This window comes from Spirochaetota bacterium, from assembly GCA_035477215.1.
In the GTDB taxonomy this organism is placed as follows: Bacteria; Spirochaetota; UBA4802; order UBA4802; family UBA5368; genus MVZN01.
In genome coordinates this window covers 1-19782 of sequence record DATIKU010000040.1, presented here as the reverse complement: position 1 = coordinate 19782, position 19782 = coordinate 1, and the positions used below count along the sequence as shown (strand labels likewise).

18 protein-coding genes are annotated in these 19782 nt (G+C 62.8%); 7 read left to right on the top strand and 11 right to left on the bottom strand.

Annotation, left to right across the window (positions count from 1 at the left end; all coding sequences use genetic code 11):
• Positions 1-2: 2 nt before the first annotated feature.
• The 8 genes from VLM75_09185 to VLM75_09150 all read right to left on the bottom strand — a co-directional run bounded on the left by VLM75_09185 (position 3) and on the right by VLM75_09150 (position 10300).
• Complete coding sequence (locus VLM75_09185) at positions 3-2624, bottom strand: hypothetical protein (protein HSV97094.1); 2622 nt, start codon at positions 2622-2624, stop codon at positions 3-5.
• A 149-nt stretch (positions 2625-2773) separates the two neighbouring features.
• Positions 2774-3544, bottom strand: a complete 771-nt coding sequence (locus VLM75_09180; protein HSV97093.1) for an enoyl-CoA hydratase-related protein — start codon at positions 3542-3544, stop codon at positions 2774-2776.
• Between the two features lie 180 nt (positions 3545-3724).
• Positions 3725-4705 carry an electron transfer flavoprotein subunit alpha/FixB family protein gene (locus VLM75_09175; GenBank protein HSV97092.1) on the bottom strand — a complete coding sequence of 327 codons (981 nt, stop codon included), beginning with the start codon at positions 4703-4705 and terminating at the stop codon, positions 3725-3727.
• Positions 4706-4713: 8 nt separating this feature from the next.
• Positions 4714-5487 (bottom strand): electron transfer flavoprotein subunit beta/FixA family protein, encoded by a 774-nt coding sequence (locus tag VLM75_09170; GenBank protein HSV97091.1) that lies wholly within the window; start codon positions 5485-5487, stop codon positions 4714-4716.
• Positions 5488-5530: 43 nt separating this feature from the next.
• Positions 5531-6412: an SPFH domain-containing protein gene (locus tag VLM75_09165; GenBank protein HSV97090.1), complete on the bottom strand. Its 882-nt coding sequence runs from the start codon at positions 6410-6412 to the stop codon at positions 5531-5533.
• A gap of 14 nt (positions 6413-6426) precedes the next feature.
• Positions 6427-6876 carry an NfeD family protein gene (locus VLM75_09160; GenBank protein ID HSV97089.1) on the bottom strand — a complete coding sequence of 150 codons (450 nt, stop codon included), beginning with the start codon at positions 6874-6876 and terminating at the stop codon, positions 6427-6429.
• A 139-nt stretch (positions 6877-7015) separates the two neighbouring features.
• Positions 7016-7549 carry a class I SAM-dependent methyltransferase gene (locus VLM75_09155; GenBank protein HSV97088.1) on the bottom strand — a complete coding sequence of 178 codons (534 nt, stop codon included), beginning with the start codon at positions 7547-7549 and terminating at the stop codon, positions 7016-7018.
• A gap of 180 nt (positions 7550-7729) precedes the next feature.
• The gene (locus VLM75_09150) at positions 7730-10300 is read right to left on the bottom strand and encodes a PQQ-binding-like beta-propeller repeat protein (GenBank protein ID HSV97087.1); all 2571 of its coding nucleotides are present in this window, start codon (positions 10298-10300) and stop codon (positions 7730-7732) included.
• Positions 10301-10487: 187 nt separating this feature from the next.
• Here VLM75_09150 and VLM75_09145 point away from each other — a divergent pair, with 187 nt between their 5' ends.
• The 3 genes from VLM75_09145 to VLM75_09135 all read left to right on the top strand — a co-directional run bounded on the left by VLM75_09145 (position 10488) and on the right by VLM75_09135 (position 12597).
• Positions 10488-11135, top strand: coding sequence for a TetR/AcrR family transcriptional regulator (locus VLM75_09145; GenBank protein HSV97086.1), 648 nt, complete (start codon positions 10488-10490; stop codon positions 11133-11135).
• A gap of 3 nt (positions 11136-11138) precedes the next feature.
• Positions 11139-11588, top strand: coding sequence for a GNAT family N-acetyltransferase (locus tag VLM75_09140; protein ID HSV97085.1), 450 nt, complete (start codon positions 11139-11141; stop codon positions 11586-11588).
• Positions 11589-11688: 100 nt separating this feature from the next.
• Positions 11689-12597, top strand: a complete 909-nt coding sequence (locus VLM75_09135) for a carbohydrate kinase (protein HSV97084.1) — start codon at positions 11689-11691, stop codon at positions 12595-12597.
• A gap of 89 nt (positions 12598-12686) precedes the next feature.
• Here the strand turns inward: VLM75_09135 and VLM75_09130 are convergent, their stop codons facing one another.
• The 3 genes from VLM75_09130 to VLM75_09120 all read right to left on the bottom strand — a co-directional run bounded on the left by VLM75_09130 (position 12687) and on the right by VLM75_09120 (position 15892).
• Complete coding sequence (locus VLM75_09130; GenBank protein HSV97083.1) at positions 12687-12917, bottom strand: hypothetical protein; 231 nt, start codon at positions 12915-12917, stop codon at positions 12687-12689.
• 23 nt (positions 12918-12940) lie between these two features.
• Positions 12941-13600 (bottom strand): ATP-binding protein, encoded by a 660-nt coding sequence (locus VLM75_09125; GenBank protein HSV97082.1) that lies wholly within the window; start codon positions 13598-13600, stop codon positions 12941-12943.
• Between the two features lie 144 nt (positions 13601-13744).
• On the bottom strand, positions 13745-15892 hold the full coding sequence (locus tag VLM75_09120) for an acetate--CoA ligase family protein (GenBank protein ID HSV97081.1): 2148 nt from the start codon (positions 15890-15892) through the stop codon (positions 13745-13747).
• A gap of 161 nt (positions 15893-16053) precedes the next feature.
• Between VLM75_09120 and VLM75_09115 the strand changes: the two genes are divergently transcribed.
• The 4 genes from VLM75_09115 to VLM75_09100 all read left to right on the top strand — a co-directional run.
• Positions 16054-16764: a histidine phosphatase family protein gene (locus VLM75_09115; protein ID HSV97080.1), complete on the top strand. Its 711-nt coding sequence runs from the start codon at positions 16054-16056 to the stop codon at positions 16762-16764.
• A 64-nt stretch (positions 16765-16828) separates the two neighbouring features.
• Positions 16829-18037 carry an acyl-CoA dehydrogenase family protein gene (locus VLM75_09110; protein HSV97079.1) on the top strand — a complete coding sequence of 403 codons (1209 nt, stop codon included), beginning with the start codon at positions 16829-16831 and terminating at the stop codon, positions 18035-18037.
• Positions 18038-18056: 19 nt separating this feature from the next.
• Positions 18057-18821, top strand: coding sequence for a TetR/AcrR family transcriptional regulator (locus tag VLM75_09105; GenBank protein ID HSV97078.1), 765 nt, complete (start codon positions 18057-18059; stop codon positions 18819-18821).
• A partial coding sequence (locus VLM75_09100) for a phosphotransferase family protein (protein HSV97077.1) occupies positions 18781-19782 on the top strand: 1002 nt, incomplete at its 3' end. The genes VLM75_09105 and VLM75_09100, both read left to right, overlap by 41 nt.

Here is a 19782-nt window from a genome sequence, read left to right as displayed (position 1 = left end):
CGTCAGCGCGCCATGGATTCGAAGACGGCGTCGAGATGGGGCTTGAACGCCGTGTAGCGGTCGCGCGGCGCGGTGCCCGACACCACAAGCGCGCCCTCGCCCTCGCCCAGCACATAGACCTCCATAACGTTCCTCCCGGGGCTTCGGGCCAGCGTCCAGAAGTAGTCGAGATTCTCCTTTTTCCCCCATCGCTGTCTGACGATTCCGGCGCCGCGTTCCTTCGCCCAGCGCGCGCTGATCTCGCTGAGCATTCTGCCACCGGCCTGGACTCGCGCGATGGTGATGCTCGCCGATTTGTCGGCGCTGGTGTAACGCCTGATGATCCCATCGCCCGCCTCGTCCGCGGCCGGTTCGCTTGCGAACCATCCCGCGGGGATGAGCGGCGAGAGGAGGTGCCCGTCGGTTGAGGCGGTCGGCGGCGCGCCGGCGACATCGGTTTCGGGCGGCCGCTTCGTCCGCCAGATAAGACGGTGGTACATCCCGGTGAGCCGGTGCGCCGCCTTGCGGTCGACCTCCTCAAAGTTAAGGCCGTTCATCGTCCACGACGCGACCGTGACGGACGGGGACACGTCAAGCGCCTTGCGGCGCTCGGCGAGTTGTTCGGCCGAGGGCCCGCGGTGTATTTCAATCTTCCGTTGACGGTAGTAATTGACCAGTGTGGCGAGGCGTGAAATCTCCGTGGCTATTTCCCCGCGCAGGTATCCGGCCGTCGCCCGTTCGGCACGGATGGCGACGGTATCGAAATGCTCGACCATACCCAGCAGGGATTTTTTGGAAATGACCTCGTCGAGCCGGACGGGTTTTTCACCGCGGGAAAGCCGGGCTTCCATTTCGCCGTACAGCTTCGCGTAGCGGCCGAGCGCCCTGCCCGTGTAGTCCAGCCGGGCGTACAGCGCCGAGTATTCGTCGAGCCTCTTAAGCATCTGTTCCATTTCAAAATCCGCCGTCGCGCCCTGGAAGGCTTCGGCGAGTCCCGCTTCCTTTTTCGCCGATGCGGCGACGTTTTTCGAAAAAGCGGCAAGGCGCGCCGCGTTTGCCATCCGGGCCGCTTTAAGCTCGTCGCTGAAAACCGAGCGCAGGGAGCGAACCTCGGCCTGCTGCGCGGCGCTCTGAAAACGCGCGGCATTCTTATCCAGGCTCATGGAATTTCCCGCGGCGCGGTAAAGGCCCTCGATATTTCGCGCGGCGAGCGCGTAGCGCCGGTGCAGGACGGGGTGCCGGAGCATGGCGATCGCTTCCCCTTCGACCGCGAGCCTTTCCGCGAATGACAGGTATTCCCTGTTCGCGGCGGCGCGCGTCCTGAGCGATGCGACGATCACCTCGCCGTCGAGCTTTCGCCCCGCGGATAGCCATTTGAGATAGCGCATGGACCTGAAAACGTACCCCTGAACGAGCGCCATCCTGTCGACGAAAACGGCCTTCGCCTGCATAAATTCCTTTTCGTTCGCGATCCCGCCGACCGGGTCGTCGTTCTTTATTCTCCGCAGGCGCTCCTCCCCGGCGAAAAAACCCGTGCGTGTCTCGGCGGTGTACCTGTCGACAATGGACGCGAAATTCTTTTCGGTTGCGGTGAAAAGCTCCGGGGCATCCCCGCCGCGTATCGAGGACACCGCGGCGCGGCGCGCTTCGTCAAGGTCGCGAAAGACCATGGTGCCGTCCGGATTTTTCGGTATCCGGATAAACGTCCCGGTCCCCGACGGTTCCCCGCCCGCGGCCGTGTCAATGTTGCGGCGGTCGAAGTAGCGCAGGGCGGCCCTGGAGAAGACAAGGCGCTCGGTGTCGGGCGCCTTGTCGAGCAGTTCCCGGAGCTTTACCGGGGCGATAAATTCGCCGCCGGTATCGGCCATCTCCCTGAGCTCTTTCATGAGCGAAAGACGATGGCCGATCCTCGAGCGCACCGACTGCCAGGAGGGCGCAGAGGCCAGGTCGTCAGGTGTAATGGCGATGGTCGAGGGATTCATGAGCGCGGCGCATTCGGCGAGCGACTTTTCCACAACGAGCCTGCGCACCTCGGCGGGCGACAGGGCCGACTCCCCGGGCGCAACGCTTTCGCCGGCGGATGAGATGACGCGCGTGCGAAGGTCTCCGCTCGCGCGTTTCGCCGCGGAAAGGAACGCCTCAAGCGCGCAGTACTGCCATTCCACCTTCGAAACGTCCCCGGAGACGATCGTGTCGAGAAGCTCGTCGTCGGCCGCGCCAAGGGAGGTTTTCATCATCCGGCGGACCTCATTTCCGGCGGCGTCCTTCACCGCCCGGTAATTATCTCGATGCCCGGCCGAGGTCGTGATGTATTCGAGAAGGCAGATTGAAAATACGGGAGCGGCGATCTGTCCGGCGAGCGCCAGTATCGCGTCGGTCGACCATGTTTTGTTTTCATGGCCAATCGCCTCGCCGCCGCGCTCCCGTTCGAATGCCCGTATGACCGTTCCGGCCCGTTCGATATCGTTTCTAACCAGCTCCCGTACCGCCGGATCGATCAGGACGTTCTTTTCGAGGGACGCGCTTTCTACGCGCAGGTTTCGGAGCCTGATCTTCCACCATTCGTGGCGCCGGCCGGTGTAGGCCCCGAGTTCGGGAACCATGAAAAAAATGATCAACACGAGAGGAATAAGGTGCCTGCTCATTGCGTGCGCTCCGGTACGGACGGATTTTCAGCCTTCAGGTAATTATCGTGAAAAATCGCGAATTAGATTAGGACGGTCGTGGTGTGAGGGAGGGATCGAGGAGTGAACGGCGGCGCGCCGCGATAAAAACGGCGCGCCGCGGCCGGGCCTCACTCGCCGGTGAAGACCGGAGGCCGCTTCTGCATGAAGGCGGTCAGCCCCTCGGCGGTGTCCTTCGAGCCGAAGAGCTTCGCGAGCGACTCGCGCTCTACTTTAAGGTGCTGCTCGGGCGGGATGCCGGGGCTCGCCGAGAGGAGCTTCAGGACGGCGCTAACGGCAAGCGGCGGGCGCGCGGCGAGCTTTTTGGCGAATTCAATCGCCTCGGCAAGCACTTTGTCCCTGGGGAATACGTAGTTCACCAGTCCGACGGCCAACGCCTCGGCCGCGTCGATCTGCTTGGCGAAGCAGATGTACTCGAGCGCCTTCGCCCTGCCCACCAGGCGCGGCATCCGCAGCGAGCCGCCGTAGCCGGGCATGATGCCGATATTGGTCTCGGTGAGGCCGATACGCCCCTCCTCGCTCAGGAAACGGAAATGACAGGCCATGGCGATCTCGCAGCCGCCGCCGAAGGCGTGGCCGTTGAGCGCGGCGATGACCGGCCGCGGGAAGTCCTCGATCTTGTTGCAGAGGTCCTGGCCGCGCTTCAGAAAGTCCACTGGGCCGTAATCGCCGAAGCCGGCCGAGAGGTCCGCGCCCGCGCTGAATATCTTGTCGCCCGAACCGGTCACGACGATCGCGCGCAGTCCGCTGTCGGCCTCGCAGGCGTCGAGCGCCTTGCGGAACTCCTCGAATACCTCGCCCGAAAGCTGGTTGGCCTTGGGCCTGTTGATGGTGATGATGCCGATGTTCTCCCTTTTCTCGTACAGAATGACGTCTGACATGATGAACGCTCCTTTGAAAGATGATTGAACAAATGATTGAAGTTCGCGAAAAAAGCCGATTCCCCGCAGTACACCGCCAAGTCAAAATACACAATTACTTTTTATCGTCGCATTTCGCGGATTTGGACCATGGCGCCCGTTTTTCCGGGCGTGATGTGAAGGCCCGCCGCGGGCCCGTTCTCAAACCTTCATGGACTTTTCGCGCGATTCGATAAGGAGCGGAATGAAGCGCGTGAGGTCCTCGACGACCCCGATGTGCGCCACGTTGAAGATGGGCGCGCCGGGGTCGGTGTTGATGGCCACGATGGTCTGCGCGTTCTTCATGCCCGCCGTGTGCTGGGCCGTGCCGGAGATGCCGCAGGCGACGTAGAGGCGCGGTGAAACGGTCTTTCCGGTAACGCCGACCTGCCGCGCGTACTCCAGCCAGCCCGCGTCGCATACGGCGCGCGAGCCGGCGAGGGCCGAGCGGGGGAAGAGCGCGGCGAGCGCGCGGATTAGCTCCAGGTTCTCCTTTTTGCCAATGCCTCTTCCGGCGGCGACGATCACCTCGGCTTCATTCAGCGACGCCGTTTCGGCTTCGGAGGCCGTGCGCCCCAGCGCGCGGGAGCGCGCGTCGCGCGCTTCGTCTGGCCGGATGGTGACCGTGCCCGGCGCGGCGGCGAAGGCCGGTTCGACCGGAAAAGAGCCCGGCTGCACGGTGAGTACGGTGCGTCCTGCCGGCGGAGCGATGTCCATGAGCGCCTTCCCGCCGAACGCGGAGCGGGTGAGCACGATCGCGCCGTCGTCCTTCCGCAGGGCCTCGACCGCGGTGACGCAGCCGGCGCCCAGGCGTACGGCGAGGCCCGGCGCGAAGTCGTAGCCGCGCGCCGTGTGCGGCACCACGACGAAGCGCGCCTCGAGCGGCGCGACCGCCGCGGCGAGCGACTCCTTCCAGAGCCCGGCGGTGTAGTCGTCCGCGTGTTCGTTTTCGAGCGCGATAACGTCGATGCCGGTCCTCGCGGCAAGATTGCCGGCAATTTCGCGTACCGCGTGACCGAGCGTGACGATCGTGAGATGTCCGGGTTCGAGCCGCGCAAGGGCGCGCGCGAAGGCGACGGCCTCGAGGCTCGCAGGATGGACCGAGCCGCTGTCGAGTTCGGCGATGATGACGATCGGTCTCATGCGGCGTCCTATATTAGCGATTTCGCGGAGAGGATCGCGAGGAGTTTTTCGGACTTTTCCGCGGGGCTTCCCTCGAGCATTTCGCAGGCGCCCGATCGTTCGGGGACGTAAAGACGTGCAAGGCGCTCGGGCATTAGTGCGCGGGCCGCGGCGTTCGGTTCTTCCGCCGGTACCGGCTGGTTCTTAGCGCGGAGCACGTTCGAGAGCGAGGGGTAGCGGGGACGATTGATGCCGGGTTGTACGGAGACGAGCGCGGGAAGCGAGAGCTCGATCGCCTCTCGCACGCCGCCCTCGATCTCGCGCTCGACCCTGATCGCGGATGCGTCCCCTGAGACGGTTGCCGCGATCACCGATGTCGAAGACGGAAGATTGAGCATCTCGGCCACAAGCGGCCCAACCTGCGCCTGCATGTCGTCCTCGGCCATGGCGCCGCAGAGTATGAGGTCGTAGCCTTCCTCGCGCGCATGCGCGGCGATGAGGGCGGCGACGGTCATGGGGCTTGTGTAGCCGCGCGTTTCCAGCGCAACGCGAACGCCGCGGTCCGCTCCCATCTCCATGGCGCGCCGCACGGTGCTTTCGGCGCGCTCCGGCCCCGCGGAGATCGCCGTCACCGCCGAGCCGGGGAATGCGTCGCGTATGACGAGCGATTCCTCGACGGCGTACTCGTCGAAGCGGTTCATTCGGAAGACGAGTCCCTCCTCCTCGATCCACGAGCCGGAGGGATCGATCGTGATCACCGACTCCGAGTCGGCGACCTGCTTCACGCAGACCAGTATCTTCATGGCGCGAAGGGCCGGAGCATTCGGGCCGCGGCGGGGTTACCCATCACCCCTTTATTTTAAAGATGCTTCGCACCGAGTCGATGAGGTCGGCCGGAAGAATGACCATCTTGCTGTTCTGCGACTCCCCGAGCCTCACCAGGCCCTTTACATATTCCTGCCCGAGAAGATATATAAGCGGATCGCCGCCGGTGGACTTCAGCGCCCCCGCCACGGAGGTGATGGCGTTCGCCTCGGCCTGGGCCAGCCGTTCGCGCGCCTCGGCGTCGCGGAGCGCGGACTCCTTCCTCGCCTCGGCCTCGAGTATCTGGGCGCGCTTGAACCCTTCCGCCTTCTTTTCCTGGGCCTCCTTCTGCGCCTCGGCTTCGAGCACGGTGGCGCGGCGTTCGCGCTCGGCCTTCATCTGCAGGGTCATGGCCTGCTGGAGGTCCTGGGGGGGCATGATGTCCTTGATCTCGACCCGCGTGATCTTGGTGCCCCACGAGTCGGTCGCCTCGTCAAGGATTTTGAGGAGCTCGGCGTTGATCTTTTCGCGAAGCGAAAGAGAGGCGTCGAGCGTCATGCGGCCCATTATGGAGCGCAGCGAGGTGAGCGCCAGGTTGGATATGGCGAACTCGAGGTGCTCGATGCCGTAAAAGGCCTTGTACGGGTCGAGAATCTTATAGAAGAGCACGCCGTCGACCTTCACCGCGGCGTTGTCCTCGGTGATGATGCCCTGCGGCTGAAGGTCGAGCACCTGTTCGCGAATGTCGATCTTCGCGGACACGCGCGAGAATACGGGATTGATGAGGTTGAGCCCGGGCGAGAGCGTGGCGGCGTATTTGCCGAAGCGCTCGACCAGCCAGTTCTGGGCCTGGGGCACGATGCGGACGCCCTTGAAGGTGAGAAACAATGCGAGTACGGCCACGGCGATAATGAGTCCGGTCATGATGGTTCCTCCTTTTATCGTACTTTGGAAACGACGAGCTTGATGCCCTTTGCGTCGTTTACGGTCACCTCATCTCCGTTCTCGATCGTTTCCGGTGATTCTGCCCGCCATATCCGCAGTCCGTGGAAACTCTCGAAGAGCTCGACCTCCCCGGGGACCGCCGGCGTGATGCGGCGCGTACATCTTCCGCGCAGGCCCGTGATGGTCGGGTCGCGCAGGCCCGTGGATTCATCCGGACGGAAACGTTTTTTCAGCACCCCGAACCAGAGTCCCACCAGCGAGACCGATGACACAAAGAAGAAGAGCCACTGCGCCTCGGCGGATTCCAGGATTCCCAGTCGGACCAGCAGTGCGGTAAGAACGCTCCCGATGCCGAACCAGAAGACGACGAAACCGGGCGCCAGCATCTCGAGCGCCGCGAGTATGAGGCCGATTGAAAGCCACGTGAGCGGGGAAAGCTCCATGTCGATGCTCCTATCGCACAATGAACGTCCGTGCGATGCTACACGGGGACGACGACGGAGTCAATACAAATCGGCGGCGAGCGCGGGGCCGCCCTTTCTCCGGCGCGAGCCGCGGTGAGCGACGAGTGGCGTTACGTCTTCATTCCGCACCGCGCGTGAACAGGAGCGACCCGTGGCCCCCTCCCCGATATTCGAAAAGCCCTCCGTCCGAAACCACCTCCACGATGCGGCGCTTGCGCATGAAGTACGACGCGACGGAAAGCGTTCCGCCCGGCGCGAGCGCGCGGTGCATCTCGCAAAGCACCGTTTCCGGGCGCTCGAGGAGGTGGATGGTGTCGTAGAAGAGAATCACGTCCACGCTTTTTTCTTCCAGGCCGGTTGCGCCGTCCGAAACGATCGTGTTGATGTTCGAGAGTCCTTCGCGCGCGGCGACCTCCTCCACGCGCCGCGCGGCGAGCGGATGGATGTCGAGCGCGTACACCCGCCCGGCCGGCCCGGCAACGCGCGCGGCCTCGATGGAGTAGGTGCCGGGGCCGCAGCCGAAATCGAGTACTCGCGAGCCCTCCCGCACCCCGGCCGCGACGAGGCGCCGGCGCGGGCTGATGAAGAGGTCGCGTAGCGCGAGCATGAATTCCATGAAGCGGAACATCCAGGCGGGCATGGGGCCCTTCATCGTCACCTCCCGGTTTATGGCGCGGAATATCATGCGAGCGTGCGCCGGTGTATCGTATGTCCGCCGGCCGTTCAAGAATAAAACGGTGCCGTCGATGAACGCAAAAACGAAATGCCGATTCCCTGAACGGCCGTGAATCGGCATTTCGTCACCGGCGCGGGACGTTGAATATGCCGCAGCCTAAAGGTTCACCACGCCTCTGGCCGCGGGGTAGGTGTCGACCATGTAGTAGACGCGAAGCTTACCCTTGACCGATCCGCCCGGGAAACGCACGCCGATCTTCCTGACGACTCCCCTGTCATCCGATTCGACCGTCGTATGCTTCGTGTAATAAAGCGCGAGCGGGTTCCCCGTCGCGTCATCGACGAGCATGAGACTGAACACGTGCTCGTCTTTTTTAAGCGTGCCGCCCTTTATATCCGCCTGGACCGTGTTCCCGTTCACGCCGAACGCCACCATCCCCACCCCCGCGGGCATGGCCGCGTAGCCGCGGCCGTGCAGGCCCAGGTTCATGCCGCCGAACACCGCCATATGGCCGGTGTCGAACTCGGACATGCCCATGAGCTTGAGGAACCTTCCATAATACTCGATCTCGTCGCAGAGCGCGATGGCGCTGAAGGCGCCCGTGTCGCGAAGCGCGCCCGTGGCCGGGTCGGCCTTCGAGGAGACGCGGTACGAGCCGAAGGGCATGTCCCACGAGCCCACGAAGTTGATCTTGAAGCCGTCGTAATTGCGGAAGGTGAGAAGGCCCCCGTCGTACTCGAGCACCAGCGGAAAGCGCGCCTCGAGCGCCGGGTTCACCAACGTTTTCCCGTTGTGGAGCTTTCCTCCCACCGTCCAGACGAGCATGCGTTTTCCGTCGCCTTCCACCACGCCGCAGAGATAGTGCAGTGAATCGAAGCCGATCTGGTTCCACGAGGGGAGCATGGTCGGATTGGGCGCGGCGAGGCGGCTGAGTTCGAACACGGTGGAGGCATCGCCCGGTCGTTTCGGCACGCGGTAGGGCGAGCCGGCAGTGCCGCGCGGCGCGACATGGAACACGTGGCGGTACTCGAATTTTCCGCCCCCCGAGCCGCCGAAGAACTTCAGTCCGAAACGGCGAAGGCCCGTGAGATACGAGCCCTTTATGCCGACGGTGAGTTCGCCCCCGGCCGGCGCGGTCCAGGTTTCGCGCGGGGTGACGACCAGGAACTGCCGGTTGGCCGAAACGTCAACGCGCATCGGCGGGCTCCCACTCACCTCCACTACGACGCTGTCGCGGTCGATGGCCGACTTCAGCGTGTCGCCCTTATCGCGCACCAAAAGCGTATAGGCGAGCGGCTGGTTGGCGTCGATGCGCTCCGGCGTTTCGGTGCGGAGCTTCCCGAAGTGCGTGGTGAAGACGAGGTGGCTGCCCTCCGCCGGGAGGTCCTCGCCAGGGCCGCGCGCGCAGCGCGCGTCGCGCATGCCGGCGGGCGAGAGCGGGTAGTCGTACGGGACAAAGAAAACGCCGCCGTTCTCTCCGCCTATGTACACGCCCGTACGGCCCAGGCCCGGCGAGCCGTTGAGGTCGTTGCGGTCCTCGTCGATGCAGCGGTACGCCCAGCGCAGCGTGCCGTCGGGATTGATGCAGAAGAGGCGTCCCTCTCCGGAACCCACATATATCCTGTCATGCGCGTCGACCGCGGGCGAGGAGCGTATGGGTTCGAGCGTGTCGAAAGACCACCGGATATCCCCGGTTGACGGTTCGAGCGCGTAGACGGTCCCGTCGGCCGAGGGCTGGATGATGGCGCCGTCGGAGAGCTGCGCGGGGCTTGCGTAGATGTGGTCGCGAAGCCCCCGTTTCCAGAGCTGTTTGCCGCTGTCCTGCGCGTAGGCGCGCACGTAGCCGTCGAAGCCGCCGAGCACCACCGCGCCGTTATGCGCGTCCGAGGTGAGCACCGGCGAGGCGGCGTTCGAGCCCAGGCCGCCGTTCGCCCAGCGCTTTTTTCCCGTGGCGGTGTCGTAACAGTATACGTTCTCGAGCGCCATGTACTGGGAGCCGAAGAAGATGCGCCCGGTCTTCGCGTTCACCGCCGGGAGCGACCACATGAGCTCGTTGCCGACATACTGGGTCTTTCGCGCGCCGGTGTCGCGGTCGATGGCGTACACCAGGTAGTTGTCGTTCGGCGCGATGAGTGTGCCGTCGGCGAGCATGCCGATGTTACCCTCGAACCAGTCAAGGTTGTAGGTCTTGAGGCCGAATTCCTTTTCGACTTCCCGTACGGTATGGGCCTTCATTTTCCAGACGGGCCTTCCGTCAGACCGCTCAAGGCAATAGACATGTGCGTCCCCCGAACCGACGTAGACGCGCCCGCGGTCGTCGAGCAGCGCCGAGGAATCGATAATCTCTCCGGTTTTAAATTTCCATTTAAGGCTGCCGTCGGCGCCGAGGGCGTAAAACCAGTGGTCGGCCGAGCCGATATAGGCCGTTCCCTCGGCGTCGATTACCGGAGAGCTGAAGATTCCCTTGCCGGTTTTATACATCCAGGGACGCAGTGACGGATCGGTGACAGGGACTACGCGCCCCCGGCCGCTCTGCAACGCGTCCGCGCGGAACTTGGGCCACGGGCTTTCGGGATCGAGCGGCACGGCGTGCTTTTCGCCGGGTACGGGGGTATACGCGTATGTCCCGAATGGAATCGACGTGAAAATGAAATAAATGATGAGGATAAGAACGAACGCCGGAGCGACATGCCATTTCCTGAAGCGATACGTGCTCAAAAAGCTCATTGGAAACCTCCATGACGGGATTTTTAAACCCAATGGCCGCCTCCCCGGCCGGAGCGGGTTTCTCTGTTTGCCCCGGGGAATGCCCCGAATCCGTCCCGGAAGTGCAGCCTGGGATAAATAAATGAGTGTTTAATTATATGTCAATTTAATATTTGCAAAAAATTCGCGATTGATGGGTTGTGAAGCGATGAACAAGCTGAGGGCACGATCGGAAGGCGAAAAGGCCGAGCGGCGCGTGCGGCTGCTCGAGTCGGCGAAAGGTCATTTCTCCATGCACGGTTACCAGGCCACGACAATCAGGATGATCACCGGCGACGCCGACCTCACGCCGGGATCGTTTTACCAGTATTTCGACAGCAAACTCGAGATATACCGGACGCTGAGCCTCATGGGCATGGACATCCTCGAGGGGATGATCGCCCGAACGCTTGAAGGTGTTTTCACAACGGCATCCGACCGGATACGGGCGCTGGCCGGCGCCTATTACCGGTTTTTCGCCACCGAGCGCGAGTATTACGACATCATAGCCGTCAACCACCTGGGCGTGCGGGAGTTCTTCTCGGATCTCAAGATGGTGCCGCTCATAGAGAAGCGTACGAAAGCCCTGCTTTCGCTCATAGCCTCGATTATCGACGAAGGCGTGCGATCCGGGGAGTTCCGCTCGGTCGACTCTTGGAAGACCGCGGTGACGCTGTGGGGGGTCATCGACGGCGTGCTTATCCTGGAAGTGAAGAAGAGCACGGGCTTTGTCGGCGTGCCGCTTGCCGACCTGGTGGCGCACGCTGTTGATATGGCCCTCGCCGGAATGGAAAGCGGTCGCCGGAAGGAACGGTAGGGGATGGATGCCCTGATCAGGACCGCGCGCCCGGACGAGCTCGTCGACATCATCGAGCTGTATCGCCATTTGAGCCCGGAGGAGGACCGCTCCGATATCCGGCGGCTCGAACGCTCGTGGGAGCTCTTTCACTCGTCCGGGGATATCTGCCGCTGTATGATCGTGGAGTCCGAGGGCCGTGTCGTGTGCTCCTGCTGTCTCTACCTGCTTCCCAACCTCACTCGCGGGGGGAGGCCGATCGCCTTTGTCGAAAACGTAATCACGCATCCGGAGCACCGCCGCCGGGGACTGGCGTTCGCGCTGCTGCGCGAGGCGATCGATACAGCCTGGCGGGCCGGATGCTACAAGGTCGTTCTTCAAAGCAACCGGAAGCGCGCGGAGGCCCACGGCCTCTACGAGCGCCTCGGGTTCGCGAAAGACGGCAAGTACGCGTACGAGATCCGCCGCGCGTGATGCTTGTGCGGTTATGCGATGTACTCTTGAAATGACGATTTTCCCTGTTCAGAAATTTTTTTCATAAAAACCCTTGACTCATCCGCGCATCGATTGAAAAATGGATATGATGATTCTTTCAATCGGCGAAATACTCTTCGACATCTTTCCATCGTACAGACGTCCCGGCGGTGCCCCCTTCAACGTGGCGTTCCATCTGCGCTCCCTGGGTTTCAATGCCGCCCTCGCGTCGCGAGTGGGAACGGACGAGCTGGGAAGCGAGATGCTCGCCTATCTTCGCTCGGTGGGTTTTCCCTCCGACCTGGTGCAGCGCGACGACGTTCACCCGACCGGGCAGGTGAGCATCGAGCTCGATCGATCGGGCAACGCGACATTCAGCATTCTCCCCGACGCCGCCTTCGATTATCTCGAGCTTTCAAAAGGCGTCGAGAAAACGCTTGCGTCGGCGCGGCTCGTATATTTCGGCTCGCTGGCTCAGCGCACGGCGCACGGCCAGGATTTCGTACGCGCGCTTGTCGCGAAGAAGCCGCCCGAGGCCCTCTGCTTTTACGACGTCAATCTCCGCCCCGGGTGCGAGACGCCCGATATCGTGCTGACTTCGCTCGAATACGCCGACATCGTGAAGATGAACGACGACGAGCTCGGACGGCTAAAGACGATGCTCGGCTTCGCGGGCGACGAACAGGCCTTCGCGGAGTATCTGATGGCAACATACGGCATCCGGATCCTGGCGCTCACCAGGGGCGCGAGGGGGAGCGAGCTGTATGTTTCGGGAGAACGGGTGCGCGCCGCGGAAAACGGAGATGTTACCGTGGTCGACACCGTCGGCGCCGGCGACGGATACAGCGCGATGCTCATCGCCGGGCTTTTAAGCGGATGGCCGCCCGACAGGCTGATCCGGGCATCGGGCGCCTTCGCGCGGAGCATCTGCGCGATCGAGGGGGCCATACCGGTCGACAATACTTTTTATCGACCGTACGCCGGGCTGTTCAGGGCCGGAAACGCGTAAGCAGAGCGGATGGATACCCCGGTGCGGCCCCGCGGGGCGCAGAACCCCGCCCCCCCGGGGGACCCGTGGGGGCGGGAATATACCGCGGACTATTTCTTTTTTCCTTTTTCCTTCTCGGCGTCTTTCTCGCAATCCTTCTCGCACTTCTTGTACGCCTGGTCACAGGCCATCTCCTTCATCCTGCTGCCCGACGCTTCGCTAACGCACTTGTCCCTGCTCTTCATGCACGCCGCCTTGCAGGCGGCTTCCTTCACTTCGCCCGCGTACAGCGACGAGGCGGCGAAAACCGCCATAAAGACAAAAGCAAAAATTTTAGACATGATCGACCCTCCATGGAAGTGGTTTAAAAGGCCTTGCCCCCGCGGCCGGGACCGTTTGATCCCTTTGAGGCATTGTCGTTTCCCTGAAATCGGATTGTCCATCCGGTCCAGTTTGAGCGTGAAAGCATAAGCTCGCCGCCGACCTGTTCGGCGAGCGTCCGCACCAGCACCAGGCCAAATCCCTTTCCCGAATCGAGATTCACCGAGTCCGGAATCCCGGCGCCGTCGTCATGCACCGTCAATTCGATTCGGCGTTTATCGTCGCGATTAAGGCCGATCGTAATCAGCCCGGCCCTCCCGTCGGGGAAGGCGTTCCGGAGTGCGTTTGTAAGCAGTTCGTTGACGATCATCCCGACCGGGAAGAGTACGCGCGAATCGAGCGGTATTTCTTCGATCGATTTCTCGATGCGGATGGCGCTTCCCGGCGAATAGGCGAGCCGTATGCCGTCGATGAGCCTGTCAAGGTAATCTTTCACCCCGACCGACCGGTAATCGGGCGAGCGGTAGAGCCTGTCGTAGATTTCCATCAGGATGAGGTCGGGAGGATCGGCGAGCGCCGCCTCAACCGCCGTCGCTCCGGTCGAAACTATCCCCGAGGGCTCGTAGCCCAGGTTTTGCAATATCCCTGAAAGATCGAGAGCGATGATGCTCTCGTCCTCCGCGATCAGTATGCGCGCATTCATGACGGTTTCGCCCGGCAGTCCGAATACTACCATCCGGCATGGTGGAGGGCAAGGAAATTCCGGGCGCGCATAAAAAGCATTTAACGGTTCGGATATTGTGGGACGAAAAGCCGCGCGGAGATGGTCCCCGGGCGTCCTGATTTCCTATGCCTCCAGCGTCACCAGCGCGTCGACGGCGACCGGCCGGGCGCCGCTTATGAGAATCGGATTGATGTCGATCTCGCGCACCTCCGGGTGATTGAGCGCGACGGCGCCCAGGGCCAGCAGGAGCTTCGAGAGAGCGTCGATATCGGCGGCGGGCATGCCGCGGAATTCGCCGAGGATCCTGCTTCCCTTTATCTCGTGCATCATCTCCCGCGCGTCGGCGGCGGTGAGCGGCGCGACGCGGAAGGCGATGTCGCGAAGCAGCTCGGTGTAGACTCCGCCAAGGCCGAACATCACGCATGGACCGATCCCGGCGTGCCTCGTCATGCCGGCAACAAGCTCGCGACTGCCCTCCACCATACGGTAGACGATCGCCGGCACCGCGGCGCCCGCGGCCTTTTGCATATCGTCGAAGGCCGCGGCAACGGCCGCCGCGGAGATGAGGTTCAGCCGCACCAGGCCCTTCTCGGTCTTATGTAAAATCTCGGGCGAGCAGGCCTTGAGCACGGCCGGGTAGCCGAGCGTTTCGGCCGCCGCCGCCGCGTCTTTGGCCGTGGTGACCAGCCGCTCATCGGTGACCGGCGCGCCGTAGGCCGCGAGGACGAGTTTGGCCTCGTGCTCGTCGAGCGCGCTCCGGCCCGCCCTTCGCGCCTTTTCGATAATAGCGGCGGCACTGTCCGAACGGGGGACTGCCGCCGCCGCGGCATGCGCCTCGCGCTGTCTCACCAACCGGTAGCGGTTGAGCGTTACCATCGCGCGCGCTGTCTTTTCGGGCGAGTCGAAGACGGGGATGTCGTTGTCTTCGTAGAACTCGGTGAAGCTGTCGTCGCGGTCGAAGAATGACGAGAGGAGCATCGGGATGCCGTATTTTTGAGGCAGTCCCACCGACTGTGTGAGATCGGCGCTCAGGCTCTTTACCACGTCGTCGATCGTCTTGCCTCCGAGCATGTCCGCGATATGCGGGTACATCGCCTTCACGAAGCCGGAGCTCATGGCGCCGTGCAGCACGATGCCGTCGACCTCACCGCTCTCCATGGCAAGACGCGGGATCTCCGTGGTGAGCGAGTTCGTGTCGAGCGAAAAGGTGATGTCGACCGGGTTGCCGCAGGGGGCGTGCGGCGGCACCATTGGCCGTATGGATTGCCGGAGCTTCTCCGAGAACACCGGTATTTCCATGCCGCCGCCCTCGCAGACGTGGGACATGGCGGTGCCGGGGCCGCCCGAGTTGGTGACGACGCCGACGCGGTTGCCCCGCAGGATGGGCTGCGTGGCGAGCGCCCAGCCGTGGCCGTAGAGGTCCTCGACCGAGTCGACGCGTATGACGCCCGCCTGGCGGAAGATTCCGTCGTAGATATGGTCCGGGCCAGCCATCGCGCCGGTGTGGCTCTTCCCGGAGCGCGCCCCGGCCTTCGAGCCCCCGACGTACTGTGCGACGACGGGCTTTTTCGGCGTTATGCGGCGCGCCACATCGATGAAGCGCGGCACGTCGCGGATGCCTTCGATATAGAGTGCGATCGCCTTCGTCTGCTCGTCCTCGCCGAGGTATTCGAGCGCGTCGATGATCGAGATATCGGCCTCGTTGCCGACGCTGAGCGCCTTGCTGAAGCGTATGCCGCGCTTCCCAAGGTATTTGAGTGACTGTGTTATGTAGGTGCCGCTCTGCGAGGCGAAGCCGAGGAGCCCGGGTTTGTCGCGAAGCTCCACCACGGTGGTATTGAGCGAGATTGCGGTGTTTACGATCCCCATGCAGTTGGGACCGACGAAGCGCATGCCGTGCCTGTGCGCGGTCTCGACGAGCTCGCGCTCCATGTTTCCTCCTTTTTCTCCGGTCTCCTTGAAGCCGGCGGTGATGATGATGGCGTGCCTGGTGCCGAGTTTCCCGAGCGAATCGATGATTGGTATAACGTGCTTGGAGGGGATGACGATGAGCGCGAGATCCGGCGCCTCGGGAAGCTCCTCTACGGAGCGGTATGCTTTATGACCGAGCACCGTTTCGTCCCTGGGATGCACGGGATAGAACTTCCCTAAGTAGCCGTCCTTGATGATGCTGAGGGCGTGCATGGTGCCCATCTTCATAAAACTGTTGCCCGCGCCGATGATTACGATCGAGGCCGGGTTCATGAGCTTGTGCAGAGGATTGGTGGTCATCGTAGCGCTCCGATTGTTCGTTTTCCGGCGCGGCCGCGCCCAGGGACACCATGATTTAAAACTATTTGAATATTCGCAACAAAAAAACCGAACGATCGTTCCATTTTTTTGTTTGACATTATTTCGAATGCGCACGGATGCTGTTTCCAGGGGAACACGCGATGAGCATAATGTATATGGTGCGGCACGGCCAGGCCTCGTTCGGCAGGGAGAACTACGACAGGCTCTCGAAACGGGGCGTCGAGCAGGCGGTGCTTCTTGCGGAGTATTTCCTGAGGCTGGGCCTCCGCTTCGACGCGGTGTATTCCGGAGCGATCGAGCGGCAGAAGCGCACGGCGCTCGAGATCATAGGGCTTTACCGCGAGCGCGGCGTGCAGGTGCCGGAACTCAAGGTCATGCCCGAGTTCAACGAGTATGATTCGAAGGCCATCATCAAGTCACAGCTTGCGGAACTCCTTGAGGAGGATTCGTCGCTGTCGCGGGAGCTCGAGAACATCTATACCGACAAAAAATCCTTCCAGCGCATCTTCGAGAAGGTGATGGTTCGCTGGGTCACCGGCAGGTTCGACAGGCCGGGAGTGGAGAACTGGAAGAGCGTGAAGGCCCGCGTGGCGAAGGGGCTTTCGGCGGTCATGGCCGAGAACGGCCGCAATAAAACGGTGCTGGTGGTGGCCTCGGGCGGCACCATCTCGGCGTCGGTGCAGTACGCCGTCGACACGCCCGACATCACGACCATGCACATCTGCTGGCAGATCGTCAACACCTCGATAACGAAGTTCGTGTACGACGGCGACCGCATAACGCTCTCGTCATTAAACGCGGTTCCGCACCTCGAGGAGAAAAACGAAAAGGAAATCATCACGTATCGGTAATAGCAGCGGCGCTTTCGGCAGGCAGGTGCGGTCGGGCGCACATCACCACATCAGGAGGAAGACTATGGATTTTGAAATAAGCGAAAAGATGCAGGCAATACGCGGCATGATCCGCGAGTTCGTGGATAAGGAACTTGTCCCGCTCGAGCCGGAGTTCACCTCGAAGGACTTCCGGGAGATGCTCCCGGTCCTCGAGGAAAAGAGACGGATGGTGAAAAAGATGGAGCTCTGGGCGCCGAACCATCCAGTGGAGTTCGGCGGCATGGGGCTCGATCTTATGGAGCACGCCCTGGTGTCGGAGGAGCTGGGTCGCAGTCCCCTGGGGCACTTCATTTTCGGATGCCAGGCGCCCGACGCCGGGAACATTGAAATCCTGCATAAATACGGCACCGGGGAGCAGAAGAAGAAATATCTGATCCCGCTTGTAGAGGGGAATATCCGCAGCTGCTTCTCGATGACCGAGGTCGAGATGCCGGGTTCGAACCCGGTCATGATGGATACGACCGCGGTGAAGGACGGCGGTGATTACGTCATCAACGGCCAGAAGTGGTACACCACGGCGGCCGACGGCGCCGAGTTCGCGATCGTCATGGCGATCACCAATCCCGAGGCCGCGCCCTATATGCGCGCCAGCATGATCATCGTGCCCTGCGACACAAAGGGTTTCAACCTGGTGCGGAACATCCCCGTGATGGGCCACTCGGGAAGCGACTACTTCAGCCACGGCGAGATCCTGTATCAAAACTGCCGCGTGCCGCGGGAGAACCTGCTGGGCCCCGAGGGGCACGGCTTCGTGATTGCGCAGGAGCGCCTGGGTCCGGGGCGCATCCACCACTGCATGCGCTGGATCGGCATCTGTAACCGTTCGTTCGACCTCATGTGCTCGCGCGCGGCAAAGCGCGTCATCTCGCCCGAAGGCAAGACCCTCGCCTCGCGCCAGATCATCCAGCAGTGGGTGGCCGAGAGCGCGGCCGAGATACAGGCGGCGCGGCTCATGACGCTCCACGCCGCGTGGAAGATCGAGCGCTTCGGCGCCAAGGAGGCGCGCGACGACATAGGGCTCATCAAGTTCGTGGTGGCCAATACCATGCAGCGCGTCATCGACCGCGCGCTCCAGGTGCACGGCGGCCTGGGCATGACCGACGACACCATACTCGCCTTCTTCTTTCGTCATGAGCGCGCGGCGCGCATCTACGACGGCGCCGACGAGGTGCACAAGTCCTCGTTCGCGGGAAGGCTGCTGCGCACTTACGAAAAGCGGACGGTGCGCTGAGGCGGGGACGTAAAGCGGGATGAGATACGCCGACTTCAAAAAGCGTGTTGGCCTTTCGCGCGAGGCCATCTGCGCCGCGATATACGCCGAGAACCGGGCATCGATCAAGATCAAGAAGCAGGCGGTCGCGGTGCGGAACCTGGTAACCATCTTCGACGCGACGCTCGCGCTGGCTAACGCGCGCGGCTTCCACGCGATGAGCCTGCGCGACCTGGGCCGCGAGACGGGCCTCTCGATGGGGGCGCTGTACTCGTACTTCTCCGGGAAGGAGGGCCTCCTCGACATGATCCAGGAGCAGGGCGCGCGCATCGTCGTGCGCGTGCTCTCCGAGCACATCGACGCGACCGCGCCGCCGGCGGAACGCCTGCGCCAGGCGGTGCGCGCGCACCTGTACCTCAGCGAATCGCTGCAGCCGTGGTTCTATTTTTCGTACATGGAGGCGCGCTACCTCGACCGCGCGCGCAGGAACAGGGCAATCGAGGGCGAGCTCTTCACCGAGGCGCTCTTCGCCGGGATCATCGAGAGCGGCGTGGCGGCGGGGAGTTTCGCCCCGACGGACGCCGTACTGGCCGCGGCCTCGGTGAAGGCCCTGCTTCAAGACTGGTATCTCAAGCGCTGGAAGTACACCTCGCGCGGGGTTTCGGTGGAGGACTACTTGGCGTTCATCATCGAATTCATCGAGGCCTATCTGGCCCGGGGCGCGGCGGGGCCGGGGTTGAAGAAAAGAGACGGAGGGAAACGCAATGGACCTGACAGACAGCGCGGTATCCGTGCGCGAGGGTGAACAGCTCGACCTGGCGCGCGTTGAGGAATTTCTTAAAGACAGCATCCCGGGCCTTTCGGGTAAGCTTGAAATCGGACAGTTCCCCAGCGGATTCTCGAACCTCACCTATCTCATCTCGGTGGGCGATCGCGAAATGGTGCTGCGCCGGCCTCCCTTCGGCAAGAAGGCGAAGACCGCGCACGACATGGGGCGCGAGTACCGCATTCTGAAAGCGCTGCGTCCGGTCTATCCGTACTGCCCTGAACCGCTCGTCTACACCGAGGACGAATCGGTAATGGGATGCCCCTTCTACGTGATGGAGCGCATCAAGGGCATTATTTTACGAAAGAACCCGCCGAAGGGGATGCCGCTTTCTCCCGCGGACGCGCGCGCCCTCTGCGAGCGCCTCATCGACGTGCACTGCGAGCTGCATTCGATCGATTACAGGGCCGTTGGCCTGGGCGATTTCGGAAAGCCCGAGGGCTACGTGAAACGGCAGGTGGAGGGATGGAGCGGCCGTTACCGAGACGCGCGCACCCCCGACGCGCCCGATTTCGAGGCGGTGATGGGATGGCTCGCCGCCAAGATGCCTCCCGACTCGCCGCACCACTCCATCGTGCACAACGACTACAAGTTCGACAACGTGGTGCTGGACGCCGCAAACCCGCTGAAGATCATCGGCGTGCTCGACTGGGAGATGGCGGCGCTCGGAGACCCGCTCATGGATCTGGGAAGCTCGCTCGCCTACTGGGTGGAGAAAAACGACCCCGAGAACCTCCAAGCCATCCGCCTCATGCCGACGAATATAGAGGGGGCGCTCACGCGCGACGAGCTCGTGGCGCGCTACGCGGAGAAGTCCGGCGTACCCGTGGGCGGTTTCGACTACTATTACTGCTTCGGCCTCTTCCGCCTTGCGGCCATCGCCCAGCAGATCTATTACCGCTATTATCACAAGCAGACGAAGGACGAGCGCTTCGCGATG

Excerpts from the sequence above, each read along its gene's own strand:
- VLM75_09120 (HSV97081.1), bottom strand. The coding sequence starts at position 15,892 with ATGACCACCAATCCTCTGCACAAGCTCATGAACCCGGCCTCGATCGTA.
- VLM75_09155 (HSV97088.1), bottom strand. The coding sequence starts at position 7,549 with ATGAAGGGCCCCATGCCCGCCTGGATGTTCCGCTTCATGGAATTCATG.
- VLM75_09130 (HSV97083.1), bottom strand. The coding sequence starts at position 12,917 with ATGTCTAAAATTTTTGCTTTTGTCTTTATGGCGGTTTTCGCCGCCTCG.
- VLM75_09175 (HSV97092.1), bottom strand. The coding sequence starts at position 4,705 with ATGAGACCGATCGTCATCATCGCCGAACTCGACAGCGGCTCGGTCCAT.
- VLM75_09145 (HSV97086.1), top strand. The coding sequence starts at position 10,488 with ATGAACAAGCTGAGGGCACGATCGGAAGGCGAAAAGGCCGAGCGGCGC.
- VLM75_09115 (HSV97080.1), top strand. The coding sequence starts at position 16,054 with ATGAGCATAATGTATATGGTGCGGCACGGCCAGGCCTCGTTCGGCAGG.
- VLM75_09160 (HSV97089.1), bottom strand. The coding sequence starts at position 6,876 with ATGGAGCTTTCCCCGCTCACGTGGCTTTCAATCGGCCTCATACTCGCG.
- VLM75_09125 (HSV97082.1), bottom strand. The coding sequence starts at position 13,600 with ATGAATGCGCGCATACTGATCGCGGAGGACGAGAGCATCATCGCTCTC.
- VLM75_09135 (HSV97084.1), top strand. The coding sequence starts at position 11,689 with ATGGATATGATGATTCTTTCAATCGGCGAAATACTCTTCGACATCTTT.
- VLM75_09165 (HSV97090.1), bottom strand. The coding sequence starts at position 6,412 with ATGACCGGACTCATTATCGCCGTGGCCGTACTCGCATTGTTTCTCACC.
- VLM75_09170 (HSV97091.1), bottom strand. The coding sequence starts at position 5,487 with ATGAAGATACTGGTCTGCGTGAAGCAGGTCGCCGACTCGGAGTCGGTG.
- VLM75_09150 (HSV97087.1), bottom strand. The coding sequence starts at position 10,300 with ATGAGCTTTTTGAGCACGTATCGCTTCAGGAAATGGCATGTCGCTCCG.
- VLM75_09180 (HSV97093.1), bottom strand. The coding sequence starts at position 3,544 with ATGTCAGACGTCATTCTGTACGAGAAAAGGGAGAACATCGGCATCATC.
- VLM75_09185 (HSV97094.1), bottom strand. The coding sequence starts at position 2,624 with ATGAGCAGGCACCTTATTCCTCTCGTGTTGATCATTTTTTTCATGGTT.
- VLM75_09105 (HSV97078.1), top strand. The coding sequence starts at position 18,057 with ATGAGATACGCCGACTTCAAAAAGCGTGTTGGCCTTTCGCGCGAGGCC.
- VLM75_09140 (HSV97085.1), top strand. The coding sequence starts at position 11,139 with ATGGATGCCCTGATCAGGACCGCGCGCCCGGACGAGCTCGTCGACATC.
- VLM75_09110 (HSV97079.1), top strand. The coding sequence starts at position 16,829 with ATGGATTTTGAAATAAGCGAAAAGATGCAGGCAATACGCGGCATGATC.